Origin of the sequence: Amycolatopsis sp. NPDC052450 (assembly GCF_044547565.1) — a bacterium.
Lineage (GTDB): Bacteria > Actinomycetota > Actinomycetes > Mycobacteriales > Pseudonocardiaceae > Amycolatopsis.
Genome location: NZ_JBIUAQ010000007.1, coordinates 128,447 through 142,282, shown reverse-complemented (window position 1 = coordinate 142,282; position 13,836 = coordinate 128,447). Strand labels below are relative to the sequence as shown.

The window sequence follows — 13,836 nt, the reverse complement described above, 5'->3', positions numbered from 1 at the left end:
TCCGCAGGTCAGCGCGGGTGACGCTGGGGCTGCGGCTGCTGATGGGGCTGCGGTTGCGACTGCGGAGGGCGGCGCGGGACGATCTGGGTGACCGGGCCGTCCGGCGACTTGCCCGCGCGAGCGAGCCAGCCTTCGACGTCGCGCCGCACGGCGCTGAGCGTCGGACGGTGGCGGGGTTCCTGGTCCAGCGAAGCGATGAGGATCCGCGCGTGCGCGCTGCGGTTCGGCAGCTTGGACACCGGTTCGGCACGGGCGGCGGCCATCAGCGCGGCCATCGGGGTCTCCCGGGTACCGCGCGGAGGCTGGCCTGACAGCGCGTAGCTGACCGTCGCGGCGAGCTGCCAAGCGTCCGAAGCCGGGCTCGCCGGCGAGCCCATCGCCTGTTCGGGAGCGACGAAGTCCGGCGTACCGATCATCATCCCGGTCGCGGTCATCTTCGAGTCGCCCTGGCTGCGCGCGATGCCGAAGTCGATGAGATGCGCGAGCCCGTTGCGGTCGAGGATGATGTTCGACGGCTTGAGGTCCCGGTGCAGCACACCCTTCTCGTGCGCCGCGGCGAGCGCGCCCGCCATGGTCGACCAGAGCCGTCCGGCGGCGATGTCGTCGAGCGGGCCCTGCGAGTCGACGATCTCGGCCAGCGAGCGCCCTTCGAGGTACTCCATGACCAGCGCGAGCCCGTCGGGTTCCTCGACGAGGTCGTACACCTTGACGCAGTTGGGGTGGTTCACCACGGCCAGCGCCCTGGCCTCGCGCTGCATGCGCTCTTCGGTGTCCCGGTCCGGCGCGTGCGCGATCTTCAGCGCGACCGTGCGGTTGAGCTGGGTGTCGACCGCTTCCCACACGGTGCCGAAGCCACCGTGACCGAGCCGCCGGACGCGCTTGTAGCGGCCGCCACCGGAGTTGCGGGAACCCGGAGGCTGCGGGACCGGGCCGGGGGCCGCGGCCAGCGCGGGAGGTTCGGGCGCCTGCGCCAGCGCGGTCGCCGGGTACTGCTTGGCGGGCGGGGGCGGCAACTGCTGCTGCGGTTTCGGAGCGGGCGGCTCCGGGCGGTACGGCTCGATCTTCTGCCGGGGCTGCGGGTCCGGCCGGTTGATCACCGACCACGGCGGCGGGCCCACCAGCGCGACCGGGATCAGCCCCAGCACGCTGAACGGCAGGAACCCGAGCCAGAAGTGCACGGCGGTGTTCGCGCCCATGCCGATGCTCGCCAGCACCATCAGCACGAACGGGATCCAGAAGAACCGCGAAGGCCACTTCGGTCCGCGGCGGAACGCGGTCCGTGCCTGCAGCATCACGAAGAGCAGCGACAGCGCGGGCAACCCGACCAGCAGGATCAGATAGAAGATGTAGCTCAGCTGCATCCCGCTCGGATAGAACAGGACCTCGTACACGTTCTGGCCGCGACCGAGGTACTCGCTCTGCGCGCCGATCAGCGGGCTGTAGTCGGAGTTGAAGGTCGACAGGTCGCTGCCGGAGAAGCCCGACTTACCGCCCGACTTCGACGACGCGGCCTCCTGGTAGACCTGCGAAACACCGGTGGCCAGCAGCCACGGCAGCAGGAATACGGCGACGACGCCGATCCCGCCGAAGATGGACAGGGTCACCACGTCGTAGCGATTGCCGGTGCCTTTGCGGATGATCGCGACGACCATCGCTCCCAGTGCGGGCAGCAGCGCGACCAGCGCTCCCGCGGTGCTCGTCGCCCACACCCAGTCCCCTGGCCAGATCCCTGGCCCGAACAGGCTGTGCGCGAACGAAAGCAGCGCGCTCGCTAGTCCCATGGACCCTGCTCCCCTCGCTCGTCGAGGCCGTTTCCGGCGTTTTTACCCCTAGTCCAGCTTAGGACGCTCCATGCCCGCGCAGGGTTGCCGGGTTGTCGCGGGCGTCTCCCCGCCGTTATCACCGGACCCCATCATGGCCGGAAGTCCACGATGGGGTCCGGTACCCGAGCGCGAAGGAGCATTCGATGCACGCCGAGACGTATCAGCGGAGCCTCGAAGACCCGGAGGGTTTCTGGCTCGAAGCCGCACAGGCGATCGACTGGATCCGCCCGCCGACGCAGGCCCTCGACGCGTCGAAGGCGCCCTTCTACCGCTGGTTCCCGGACGGGGAGCTGAACACGGCGTTCAACGCGCTCGACCGGCACGTGCGGGACGGCCGTGGCGAGCAGACCGCGCTGATCTGGGATTCTCCCGTCACCGATTCGGTACGCCGGTTCACCTACGCGGAACTTCTGGACGACGTCGCGCGCTTCGCGGGCGCGCTCGCGTCTCTCGGTGTCGGGAAGGGCGACCGCGTCATCGTGTACATGCCGATGGTCCCCGAGGCCGCGGTCGCGATGCTCGCGTGTGCCCGGCTCGGCGCGGTGCACTCGGTGGTGTTCGGCGGGTTCGCGCCCAAGGAACTGGCGGCGCGGATCGAGGACGCGAAACCCAAAGTCATCGTGGCCGCTTCGTGCGGGATCGAGCCGACGCGGGTCGTCGAATACAAGCCGATCATCGACGAGGCGCTCGCGGGCACGGTCCACCAGCCGGACAAGGTCGTGGTGTTGCAGCGGGAGCGTGCTCGCGCCGAGATGGGAGCGCGCGACGCGGACTGGACCGAATTGGTCGCGAAGGCTTCCCCCGCCGATCCGGTGCCGGTCGCCGCCACCGATCCGCTGTACATCCTGTACACCTCCGGCACCACGGGGAAGCCGAAGGGCGTCGTGCGCGACACCGGCGGGCACGCGGTCGCGCTGGCCTGGTCGATGGGCGCGATCTACGACATCCGGCCCGGTGACGTGTGGTGGACGGCGTCCGACGTCGGCTGGGTCGTCGGCCATTCCTACATCGTGTACGCGCCGCTCCTCATCGGGGCGACATCGATCATGTACGAGGGCAAACCGATCGGAACCCCGGACGCCGGCGCGTTCTGGCGGGTCATCGCCGACCACGGGGTGAAGGCGTTGTTCACCGCGCCGACGGCGTTGCGGGCGATCAAGAAGGTCGACCCTGACGCGGCCGAAATCGAAAAATACCAGCTCAGCGAGTTCAAGACGTTGTTCATGGCCGGTGAACGGCTCGATCCGGAGACCTATCACTGGGCGCACGGCAAGCTCGGCGTGCCGGTGATCGACCACTGGTGGCAGACCGAGACCGGCTGGCCGATCGCGGCGAACCCGCGCGGGCTGGAGCCGATGCCGGTCAAACCCGGTTCCGCGACGAAACCAGTGCCAGGGTGGGACGTGCGGATCCTGGACCAGGCGGGCGAGCCGGTCCCCGCCGGCCGGGAAGGCGCCATCGCCATCAAGCTGCCGCTGCCGCCGGGATCGCTGCCCACGTTGTGGCAGGACGACGAGCGGTATCGCGAGGCGTACCTTTCGCGGTACGACGGCTACTACCTGACGGGTGACTCCGGATACGTCGACGAAGACGGCTACCTGTTCGTCATGGGCCGAACCGACGACGTCATCAACGTCGCGGGCCACCGGCTTTCGACCGGTTCGATGGAGGCCGTGCTGGCCTCTCACCCCGCCGTCGCCGAATGCGCGGTGATCGGCGTCCGGGACCAGCTCAAGGGGCAGCTTCCGCGCGGGTTCGTGGTGCTGAAGTCGGGCGTGGACTTCGACGCCGAAACACTCAAATCCGAATTGGTCGCGCTGGTGCGGCGGGACATCGGGCCGGTCGCGGCGTTCCGTGACGTGTCCATTGTGGACGCGTTGCCGAAGACGCGCTCCGGGAAGATCCTGCGCAAGACCATGCGCGGGATCGCCGACGGCCGCGACGAGCAGGTGCCCTCGACCATCGAAGACGCGAGTGTTCTCGATGCCTTGAAAGCGGTTCTGCGCGGCGGATGACCGATGATCGGCACGGCGTACTGGTCCGATCGGGTGTTGTCGTGTTTGCCCTATTGGTCTATACCTCTATAGCCAGAGAGTCTCCAGGTACCCGACCGGAGGTGCTCCATGAGTAAACGTCTGTCCAGAACCGTGCTCGGCGTGGCCGTCCTGAGTCTCGTGACGTTCGGCCTGCCCGCGACGGCGAGCGCGGGACAGCACGCGAAAGCCGAACGGACCGTCGCCGAGGTCGTCCCCGCGCCTGTCGACGCGAAACCCGATCCTCGCGCGGACTTCCGGCTCAACCCCGCCACCGTCATCCGCACCGACCGCGAAGGCAAGCAGGTCGCCGAGTACCTGGCCGGGCTGCTCAGGCCCGCCACCGGCTACCGGTTGCCCGTCGTCACCGGCCACCGCGGCGGTGGCCACGCCATCTCCCTCGAAACCGGTCGCGCGAGCGACCGGGTCGGCACCGAGGGCTACCAGCTCAAGGTCTCGTCGTCCGGCGTGACACTGAAGGCGAACACCGACGAGGGCCTGTTCCTCGGAGTGCAGACACTGCGTCAGCTGTTCCCGTCTGCGATCGAGGCGAAGACCGTCCAGAAGCGGTCATGGGTGGTTTCGGGCGGCACAGTGCTCGACTATCCGCGCTTCGGCTACCGCGGCGCGATGCTCGACGTCGCCCGGCACTTCTTCACGCCGGCGCAGGTCAAGCTCTACATCGACCAGATCGCGCAGTACAAGATCAACATACTCCACCTGCACCTGAGCGACGACCAGGGCTGGCGGATCGAGATCAAGAGCTGGCCGAAGCTGGCGACCGTGGGCGGGCAGACCGCCGTCGGTGGCGCCCCCGGCGGGTACTACACGCAGGAGCAGTACAAGGACCTGGTGCGCTACGCGGCTTCGCGGCACATCACGATCGTTCCCGAAATCGACATGCCGGGGCATACGAACGCGGCCCAGCACTCCTACGCCGAACTGAACTGCGACGGGGTCGCGGTGCCGCCGCGCACCGACATCGAGGTCGGCTACAGCTCGCTGTGCATCAACAAGGACATCACCTACAAGTTCGTCGACGACGTCATCCGCGAACTGTCGGCGATCACCCCCGGGAAGTACATCAACATCGGCGGCGACGAGGCCCACTCGACCACCCCGGCGGACTATCAGACCTTCGCCACGAAGGTGCATCCGATCGTCGCGAAGTACGGCAAGACGATCACCGGCTGGCACGACATCGCCAAGACGAAACCGCCGGTTTCGGCCGTTCCGCAGTTCTGGGGTACGACCGGCACGGACGCCAACGTGGCCGAGGCCGCGGCGCGCGGCAACAAGATCCTGATGTCGCCGGCGAACAAGGCGTACCTCGACATGAAGTACCACCCGCAGACCCCGCTCGGGCTGAGCTGGGCCGGGCTGATCGAGGTCAAGACCGGTTACGACTGGGATCCGGCCACGTATCTGCAGGGCGTGTCGGAGAAGAACGTCATCGGCGTCGAGGCGCCGCTGTGGTCGGAAACGCTGATCACGAGTGACAACATCGAGTTCATGGCGTTCCCGAGGCTGCCGGGGCACGCCGAGATCGGCTGGTCACCGAAGGCTTCCCGGACCTGGGACGCGTACCGGCTCCGGCTGGCGAAGCAGAGCCCGCGGTGGGTTCAGCAGGGGATCGACTTCTACCGGTCCACGCAGGTCGACTGGAAGTAGTTCCCGAGTGTCATGAAAGGGTCGTTCAGGACGAAAAATGTCCTGAACGGCCCTTTCATGACACGACCGCGGCGTCGAGGCGGGCGGTGATGGCAGCTCTGGCCAGCGCGTAGGGCTCCGTACCGCCGAACATCACCGAATCGGCGTTCGCGGCCCGTCCGAGCGCGTGCAGTTCGAAGGCCAGCCGGTTCACGTCGACGGACTCCCGCAGGTCCCCCGCCTTCCGCGCCTCGACGACGGTGGACCGGATGAACTGGGCGAAGCCCCGGCTCGCCTTCGCGACCGCGTCGTGGACCCGGCCGGTCCGCGCGTCGAACTCGGCGCCGGCGTTGAAGAAGAAACAGCCGCCCGGGAAGACGCGGCGTTCCGAGTAGTCGAGCCAGTTCGCGCACAGCGCGCGCAGCCGGGCGATGCCCTGCTCGACCTCCAGTGTCGGCTCGACGACGTTCTCCGCGAAGATCGCGCTCGCCGTCTCGACCGCCGCGAGCTGCAGTTCCTCCTTGGAACCGAACAGCGCGAACACCCCGGATTTGCTCAGTTCCAGCTCGGTGGCGAGCCTGCCGAGTGACAACCCGTCGAGTCCTTCGACGGACGCGATGTCGACGGCGCGCCGGAGCACGATCCGCCTCGTCGCGTCGCCGCGGGCCACCCGGCCGTCAACCGGCATTCCGTTCCTCTCGCCGCCGTTTCGCCGATTCCAGGCCGTCACGGTACTGCCGGGAAAGCGACGGCGCCGCGAGCACCCGGTCCAGCAGCGCCCAGTACGCGTCCTGGCGGTCGTCGTCCAGCTGGGCGACGTTGGTGAACGACGCGACGTACACCTCGGCGATCGTCGGATTCACCGGATCGCGTTCTTCGAGCGTCATCCGCCCCGAAGTGGGGACCTCACCCGTCCGGAGCACCCGCAGGTACCAGCCGCTGCGGCCGGAGTCGATCATCGCCGGGATGACGTCCTTGCGCCCGGTCTTCATCGCGAGTTTGAAGCACGGCGTCCGCGGCTGCGAGACCTGGACCAGCGCCTCGCCCCAAGCCCAGACGTCGCCGACGCGCACGTCGTACTCATCGGCGCCGGTCACCGACGCGTTCTCCCCGAAATCGCCCGCGACCACCGGAAAACCCTGCTCCGACCAGGCCGCGTAGTGCGTCGCGGGGTAGACGTAAACCGCTTTGTCGACGCCGCCGTGGACACTCCGGTCCGCCTGATCGTCACCGGCCAGATTGATCTCGTCCAGCTTCAGGAACGGCGTCTCCACCCGCGATTTCGCAATGGCGCTGTACACCGGGACGTCGCGCTTCGTTCCCAGCACGGACGGCCGCCCGACGAAGACCTGGTTCACCTCGAGTGTGCTCACACCCTAGAAGATAGCACGATCGTTCGTATACTTTGACTCCATGGACTTCCTCGCACTGACGACCCGGGCGCATCACGCCACCGGGACCACGATCGCCGGAATCGGCGCGGACGACTGGGACCGCTCGACCCCCTGCGCCGAATGGACCGTCCGCGACATCGTGAAACACCTGATCGACAACAACGAGCACCGCGCCGCGCAGGCGACAGGCCTTCCCCGGAAGACCCGGCCAACAGCGGACGACGACCTCGCCACGTCTTACGAAGAGAGTTCCGCCGAGTTCCTCGCGGCCTTCAGCGCGCCGGCGCTCGAAAAGACCTTCGACTTCGGGAACTTCGGTCCGCTCCCTGCCAAGAACGCCTTGGCCGTGCTGTTCGTCGACACGCTCACCCACGACTGGGACCTCAATACCGCTCTCGGCCGTGAACACCGCTGGGACGACGAGCTCGCGGCGGCCGCGTTGACGGTGGCGAGCCGCTACCCCGACGTGATGCCGGTGCGCGGGCCCGGCGGCGCCTTCGACCACGCTGTCGAGGTACCGCCGGACGCCACGCCGGGCGACCGGCTCATCGCGTTGCTGGGCCGTTCAGCTCGGCCGATTCCTCATCGCTGAACAGCCGGGAGCGGACCAGGAAGCGGACTCCTTCGGGCGCCTCCAAGGAGAATCCGCTGCCCCGGCCGGGGACGACGTCAATGGTCAGATGCGTGTGCTTCCAGTACTCGAATTGGGGGCCCGACATCCACACCGGAACGTCGTCGATGCCCTCGACGCTCAGGTCACCAAGGTGGACATCGGCCGCCCCGGTGCGGAATTCGCCTGCCGGGTAACACATCGGGGCGCTCCCGTCGCAGCATCCGCCGGACTGGTGGAACATCACCGGCCCGTGGAGTGACACCAACCGCCGCAGCAGATCCGCGGCGGCCGGTGTCAAGCCGACCCGCTCGGCCATCAGAAGAACCCGAGCGCACTGTCCGAATAGGACACCAGCATGTTCTTGGTCTGCTGGTAGTGGTCCAGCATCATCTTGTGGTTCTCGCGCCCGATCCCGGAAGCCTTGTAGCCGCCGAAGGCCGCGTGCGCCGGGTAGGCGTGGTAGTTGTTGACCCAAACCCGGCCCGCCTGGATGTCGCGGCCGGCGCGGTAGGCGGTGTTGCCGTCGCGCGACCAGACACCGGCACCGAGGCCGTACAGCGTGTCGTTGGCGATCTTCAGCGCGTCGGCGTAGTCGTCGAACCTGGCCACCGAGACGACCGGGCCGAAGATCTCCTCTTGGAAGATCCGCATCTTGTTGTCGCCTTCGAACACCGTCGGCTGCACGTAGTACCCGCCGGACAGTTCGCCGCCGAGGTCGCTGCGCTCGCCGCCGGTGAGGATCTTCGCGCCTTCCTTCTGGCCGATGTCGATGTAGGAAAGGATCTTCTCCAGCTGGTCGTTGGAAGCCTGCGCGCCGATCTGCGTCTCGGTGTCGAGCGGATGGCCCTGCTTGATCTTCTTGACCCGCTCGACGGCGTCGCCGAGGAACCGGTCGTAGATGCCGGACTGGATCAGCGCCCGCGACGGGCAGGTGCAGACTTCGCCCTGGTTCAGCGCGAAGAGCGCGAAACCTTCCTGTGCCTTGTCGTAGAACGCGTCGTTGGCCGCGGCGACGTCGTCGAAGAAGATGTTCGGGCTCTTGCCGCCGAGTTCGACGGTGACCGGGATGATGTTCTCGCTGGCGTACTGCAGGATCAGCCGTCCGGTGGTGGTTTCGCCGGTGAACGCGACCTTCCGCACGCGGTTGCTCGACGCGAGCGGCTTGCCCGCCTCGACGCCGAAGCCGTTGACGATGTTCAGCACGCCCGGCGGGATCAGGTCGCCGATGAGCGACATCAGCAAGTGGATCGACGCCGGGGTCTGCTCGGCGGGTTTGAGCACGATCGCGTTGCCCGCGGCGAGCGCGGGCGCGAGCTTCCAGACCGCCATCAGCAGCGGGAAGTTCCACGGGATGATCTGGCCGACGACGCCGAGCGGTTCGTGGAAGTGGTAGGCGACCGTGTTGTCGTCGATTTGGGAGATGCCGCCCTCCTGAGCGCGCAGGGCGCCGGCGAAGTAGCGGAAGTGGTCGATCGCGAGGGGGATGTCGGCGGCGAGGGTCTCGCGGACCGGTTTGCCGTTCTCCCACGATTCGGCGACGGCGATCGCTTCGAGGTTCTGTTCCATCCGGTCGGCGATCCGCAGCAGCACGTTCGACCGCTCGTCCACCGACGTCCGGCCCCAGGCCGCGGCCGCGCCTTCGGCCGCGTCGAGCGCGCGGTCGACGTCGGCGGCGGTACCGCGGGCGATCTCGGTGAACACCTGTCCGGTCACCGGGGTCGGGTTTTCGAAGTACTGACCGCTCGCGGGCGGTACGTACTCGCCTCCGATGTAGTGGTCGTAGCGCGACTCGTAGCTGACGACGCCGCCTTCGGTGTTCGGTGCCGCGTACTTGGCCATCTTTCCTGCCTCATCGCTCGGGGTGACGGATGGCGGCGAAGCTAGGCCGGGTGAGGTTGCACGCACGTTGCAACGAAGTGAGCGCGGTCACCTATCCTCGAAAACGTGGCGGAGCTGCCCGGAGGTGAAGCGTCGCCGCGTGACCCTCAGGCGTACGCGCGGCTGCTGAAGGACGTCCACGACGCCGTCCTCTCCGGTGTTCCCGCGCCGCGTTCCCCCAGGTCGATCGTGTCGGCTTCGTGGAATCGCTCGCTCGCCGCGCGCGTCGACCCGGACAAGGGCGTCGCGCCACTGGTCTACGACTCCGGCGAAGTGCACGGGCTGCGCGACGAGCATCCGCTGGCACCGGTGCTGCCGATCCTGCGGCAGACGCTGGTGAGCATCGCCGACGACGCCGAGCACATGATGATCGTGACCGACGCGGCCGGGCACATCCTGTGGCGTGAGGGCGCGGCGGGCGTGCTGCGGCGCGCGGACGGCGTGATGCTCGCCGAAGGCACCCGGTGGAGTGAAGACGTCATCGGGACGAACGCGATGGGCACCACACTCGCCACCGGGGAACCGGTGCAGATCTACTCGGCCGAACATCTGGTGCGGACCTATCACGGCTGGACCTGCGCGGCGGCGCCCGTGCGCGACCCGGAGACCGGCGCGCTGCTCGGGTCGATCGACGTCAGCGGTCCGCTGCGGACGGTCCATCCCGCGATGCTCGCGCTGGTGACGGCGGCCGCGCAGCTCGCCGAAGGCCAGTTGCGGGCGCGGCTCGCGATGCGTGACGAACGGCTGCGAGCCGCGAACATGACTCACCTGGAAGCGTTACGCGGCGCGCCGGGAGCCCTGCTGTCGGCGAAGGGTCGCGTGCTGGCGGCCGAAGCATGTGGCGATCTTCCCTCCACTGTGGACATCCGGCCCGGCGGCGGCGCGGTCACCCTGCCCGACGGACGGCTCGGCACGGTGGAGCCGCTGAGCGAGGGCTACCTGCTGCGCCTCCGGAACCGGGCTCCGTCGAGGCGTCCCCGGCTCGCGCTGGAGTTCCTCACCGATGGGCCACCATCGACCACAGTGGACGGTCGCGAGGTGCCGTTCACCTTGCGGCACGCGGAGATCCTCACCCTGCTCGCCCTGCATCCGGGCGGTCTTTCGGCGGAGCGGCTGGCCTTGCTGCTCTACGGCGAGAGCGGCAACCCGGTGACCGTGCGCGCGGAGATCCACCGGCTGCGGACACAGCTCGGGTCGGACATCGTGCGGACGCGGCCGTACCGGCTTTCCGCCGAGGTGGACGCCGACTTCCTGCGGGTCCGCGCGGCGCTCAGGACGGGCGACGTCCTCGGCGCCGCGAAAGCGTTCCGCGGTCCACTGCTCCCCGAATCGGAGTCGCCCGCCGTACGCGAGGAGCGCGAGTCGGTCACCGCGTCGGTCCGCCGCGTCGTGCTCGGCAGCGGGGAAGCGACGGCGCTGTGGTCGTACTGGGAGACGCCGTGTGGCGCCGACGACCTGGAGATCGTCGACGCGCTGTGCCGGGTGCTCCCGGACGGCGATCCGCGGCGTGCCGTCGCCTTCACCCACCGTGCTCGCCTGGAGCACTGAGTAGACAGCGTCTACATCAGTTTGATAGACAGTGTCTACAAGGTGAACTCGCGGTTACGGAGATCTGGATGGGCTACCAACGTTTCGTCGCGCTCGGCGACAGCTGCGCCGAAGGGCTGGCCGATCCGCATCCGTCGGGAGGCTTCTACCGCGGCTGGGCCGACTTCGTCGCGGCACGTCTCGCCGAAGAAGAGCCCGATTTTCGCTACGCCAACCTCGCGGTCCGCGGCCGCAGGCTCGACCAGATCCACGCCGAGCAGACCCCGGCGGCGAGCGGGCTCCGGCCGGATCTGATCGCGTTGTTCGGCGGCGGCAACGACGTGATGAGCCGCGGCTGGGACGCGCGCACGGTCGCCCGCCGCGTCGACACGGCCATCCGCGCCTGCACCGAGATCGCACCGGTGGTCGTCACCTTCACCCTCAGCGACATCTCCCACCGCATGCCGATGGGGCATCGCATGCGCCCGCGCCTCACCGCGCTGAACGACGCCGTCCGCGAGGCGTCCGTCAGCTACGGCGCGACCCTCGTCGACCTCTGGCCGGACGACGCCGCGCACGATTCCCGCTATTTCGGGCCGGACCGGCTGCATCTGTCCGAGCAGGGCCACCGCCGCCTGGCCGGGCACGTGCTCGGCAAACTCGGCGTCAGCCACGACCCGGCCTGGCTCGCGCCACTGCCCGGTTCGGCCGGGCGCCCCGGCCTGCGCGCGGATCTGCGGTGGCTGACGCGGGAGGTCCTCCCGGTCGCGGTCACCCGGTTCCGCAACCGGCTCGTCGGCCGCCAGCCGGGCGACGGTTTCCTGCCGAAACGCCCCGAACTCCTGCCCGTCCACGAGGAGACCCTGTCGTGGGCGCCCGAACCCGCCTGATCGACACCGCGGCGAACCTGCTGGCCGAAGAGGGCGTCGGGGCCGTGACGCTGCGCGGGATCGCCAAGGCCGCCGGCGTTTCGCACGGCGCGCCGCTGCGGCATTTCCCCGGCCGCGCCGCCCTGCTCTCGGCGGTCGCCACCCGCGGCTACACCGAACTGCTCGATCGCGGCACCGGCCTGCCGGACGGGACACCGCGCGAACGGCTCATCGCGGCCTGCCACGGCTACCTCGATTTCGCGCTGGCCAATCCGGCGATGTTCGAGCTGATGTTCCGCCGCGACCTGATCGACGCGGACGATCCCGAACTCACGCGGGTGAGCAGCGCGGTGTTCGACTTCTTCGCCGCGATGGTCGCCGAGCTGCAGGAAGGCGGCTGGCACCCCTCGACCGATCCGCGGCTGCTCGCGTCCTCGCTGTGGGCGTCGCTGCACGGTCTCGCCCAGCTGTGGTTGTGGGGCGGGCTGGCCGGCGCGAGCTTCGCGCCGTCACCGGAAAGGGCGCTGGCCGTCACGCTGGACGCCTACCTCGGGTCGTGAACCAGACGCTCGAAATCCTTGCCCAGCACGGATTTCACGGCATGCCAGCCACCCATTCCGTGCACGCCGGGCCCTGGCGCCGTCGCTGCCGAACACAGGAAGACGCCGCCGAGCGGGGTCCGATGTGGATTCCAGCGCGGGACCGGCCGTCCGAGCATCTGCCGCAGATCCACCGCTCCGGCGGCGACGTCACCGCCGGGATAGTTCGCGTTGTAGGCCTCGAGTTCCGGCGCGGTGACACAGCGGCCCGCCAGGATCGTGTCGGAGAACCCCGGCGCGAACCGTTCGATCCGCCGCCGGACGAGTCCGGTGACGTCTCGCGGATCCCCGTGCGGCACATGGCAATACGCCCACACCGGCCGTTTGCCCGGCACCCCGCGGGACGGGTCGATCGCCATCGGATCGGAGACGAGCACGAACCGGTCTTCCGGATCTTCCCCGCGCGCGATGGCGTTTTCTGCGGCGTACACCTGCTCGCGTGTTCCGCCGAGATGGACGGTGCCTGCCTTGCCGACCTCCGGTACGGCCCACGGAACCGGTTCGGACACCAGGAAATCGACCTTCGCCACGCCGGGTCCGTAGCGATAGGACTCCAGCGCCTTCCGGTATCGCGGCGGCAGCAGGTCACGAGCGATTTCGAGGAAACCCCGCGGGGCGATGTCGAGGATCACCGTGCGCGACTTCGCCAGCTGCCGCAGATCCGTGATCCGGCTGCCGGTGTGGATCCGGCCGCCGTGCGCGCGGACGTCGGCGGCGAGAGCCTCAGTGATCGCTTGGCTTCCGCCGCGGACGATCGGCCAGCCCGTCGAATGCGCGAGATGGCCGAGCAGGAGCGTCGCGCCCGCGGCGGCGAGCGAAGGCTGACGGCCCATCACATGCGCGGAGACACCGGAAAGCAGGGCGGGTGCTTCGGGACCGGTGAACAGGCGCCGCTCCAACCCGGAAGCGAGCATCGTCATCCGGGCCGGGAGAAGGGCGGCGATCCGAGGGTCGCGGGGCGGATGGCGCAGGTCGCCGAGCAGCAGATCAGCCAGTTCACGGCTGTGCCCGGCCAGCGGTCCGAGCAAGCGACGCCACCGTGGGCCGTCCGTACCAAGGGCATCACAGGTCCGGTCGAGATCTTCATAGGCGAGTCCGGCCCGGTTACCGTCGAGCGGGTGCGCGTACGCGATCTCCGGCCGCAGGAGGTCGACTCCGTGCCCGGCGAGACCGAACCAGCGGAAGAAAGGCGACGCCGCCGCCAGCGGATGCCCGGTGGCGCAGATGTCGTGACGGACTTCGTCGTCGAACAACGACGCCGTCCGCGTTCCGCCGCCGATCTCGTCCGCCGCTTCGTGCACTTCGACCGACAGACCCGCCCTGACCAGCAAGACCGCCGCCGCGAGCCCGTTCGGGCCCGCACCGACCACCGACACGTCGATCGCCATACCGCCCCCTTGCCGGGATGCGGACATCCCGCCCGAATATTGTCGGACCTCTCTCCTAGATT

General features: G+C 68.9%; 12 protein-coding genes. 6 read left to right on the top strand and 6 right to left on the bottom strand.

The window, feature by feature from the left end; genetic code table 11:
* Window positions 1-8: 8 nt before the first annotated feature.
* Complete coding sequence (locus ACIHAO_RS14710) at window positions 9-1,781, bottom strand: serine/threonine-protein kinase (RefSeq protein ID WP_396557957.1); 1,773 nt, start codon at window positions 1,779-1,781, stop codon at window positions 9-11.
* A gap of 185 nt (window positions 1,782-1,966) precedes the next feature.
* Between ACIHAO_RS14710 and ACIHAO_RS14705 the strand changes: the two genes are divergently transcribed.
* Together ACIHAO_RS14705 and ACIHAO_RS14700 are read left to right on the top strand one after the other, a co-directional pair.
* A complete protein-coding gene (locus tag ACIHAO_RS14705; RefSeq protein WP_396557955.1) occupies window positions 1,967-3,838 on the top strand; it encodes a propionyl-CoA synthetase in 1,872 nt (623 codons plus the stop codon).
* A gap of 108 nt (window positions 3,839-3,946) precedes the next feature.
* A complete protein-coding gene (locus tag ACIHAO_RS14700) occupies window positions 3,947-5,527 on the top strand; it encodes a beta-N-acetylhexosaminidase (protein WP_396557953.1) in 1,581 nt (526 codons plus the stop codon).
* 55 nt (window positions 5,528-5,582) lie between these two features.
* Here ACIHAO_RS14700 and ACIHAO_RS14695 read toward each other — a convergent pair whose 3' ends face one another.
* Together ACIHAO_RS14695 and ACIHAO_RS14690 are read right to left on the bottom strand one after the other, a co-directional pair.
* Window positions 5,583-6,194, bottom strand: coding sequence for a TetR/AcrR family transcriptional regulator (locus tag ACIHAO_RS14695; protein WP_396557951.1), 612 nt, complete (start codon window positions 6,192-6,194; stop codon window positions 5,583-5,585).
* Window positions 6,184-6,879 (bottom strand): MOSC domain-containing protein, encoded by a 696-nt coding sequence (locus ACIHAO_RS14690; RefSeq protein WP_396557949.1) that lies wholly within the window; start codon window positions 6,877-6,879, stop codon window positions 6,184-6,186. The genes ACIHAO_RS14695 and ACIHAO_RS14690 overlap by 11 nt, the downstream gene beginning before the upstream one ends.
* Window positions 6,880-6,919: 40 nt before the next feature.
* Between ACIHAO_RS14690 and ACIHAO_RS14685 the strand changes: the two genes are divergently transcribed.
* Window positions 6,920-7,492: a TIGR03086 family metal-binding protein gene (locus ACIHAO_RS14685; protein ID WP_396557947.1), complete on the top strand. Its 573-nt coding sequence runs from the start codon at window positions 6,920-6,922 to the stop codon at window positions 7,490-7,492.
* Here ACIHAO_RS14685 and ACIHAO_RS14680 read toward each other — a convergent pair.
* Both ACIHAO_RS14680 and adh read right to left on the bottom strand, forming a co-directional pair.
* On the bottom strand, window positions 7,446-7,829 hold the full coding sequence (locus ACIHAO_RS14680) for a DUF779 domain-containing protein (protein ID WP_396557945.1): 384 nt from the start codon (window positions 7,827-7,829) through the stop codon (window positions 7,446-7,448). The genes ACIHAO_RS14685 and ACIHAO_RS14680 overlap by 47 nt on opposite strands.
* Window positions 7,829-9,352, bottom strand: coding sequence for an aldehyde dehydrogenase (gene adh, locus ACIHAO_RS14675; protein WP_396557943.1), 1,524 nt, complete (start codon window positions 9,350-9,352; stop codon window positions 7,829-7,831). The genes ACIHAO_RS14680 and adh overlap by 1 nt, the downstream gene beginning before the upstream one ends.
* A 105-nt stretch (window positions 9,353-9,457) precedes the next feature.
* Between adh and ACIHAO_RS14670 the strand changes: the two genes are divergently transcribed.
* From ACIHAO_RS14670 to ACIHAO_RS14660, 3 genes are all read left to right on the top strand, one after another.
* The gene (locus ACIHAO_RS14670) at window positions 9,458-10,939 is read left to right on the top strand and encodes a GAF domain-containing protein (protein ID WP_396557941.1); all 1,482 of its coding nucleotides are present in this window, start codon (window positions 9,458-9,460) and stop codon (window positions 10,937-10,939) included.
* A 68-nt stretch (window positions 10,940-11,007) separates the two neighbouring features.
* Window positions 11,008-11,808 carry an SGNH/GDSL hydrolase family protein gene (locus ACIHAO_RS14665; protein WP_396557939.1) on the top strand — a complete coding sequence of 267 codons (801 nt, stop codon included), beginning with the start codon at window positions 11,008-11,010 and terminating at the stop codon, window positions 11,806-11,808.
* Complete coding sequence (locus ACIHAO_RS14660; RefSeq protein WP_396557937.1) at window positions 11,787-12,347, top strand: TetR/AcrR family transcriptional regulator; 561 nt, start codon at window positions 11,787-11,789, stop codon at window positions 12,345-12,347. The genes ACIHAO_RS14665 and ACIHAO_RS14660 overlap by 22 nt, the downstream gene beginning before the upstream one ends.
* Here the strand turns inward: ACIHAO_RS14660 and ACIHAO_RS14655 are convergent.
* A complete protein-coding gene (locus ACIHAO_RS14655; protein ID WP_396557935.1) occupies window positions 12,332-13,774 on the bottom strand; it encodes a phytoene desaturase family protein in 1,443 nt (480 codons plus the stop codon). The two genes, ACIHAO_RS14660 and ACIHAO_RS14655, sit on opposite strands and share 16 nt — an antisense overlap.
* Window positions 13,775-13,836 lie beyond the last annotated feature (62 nt).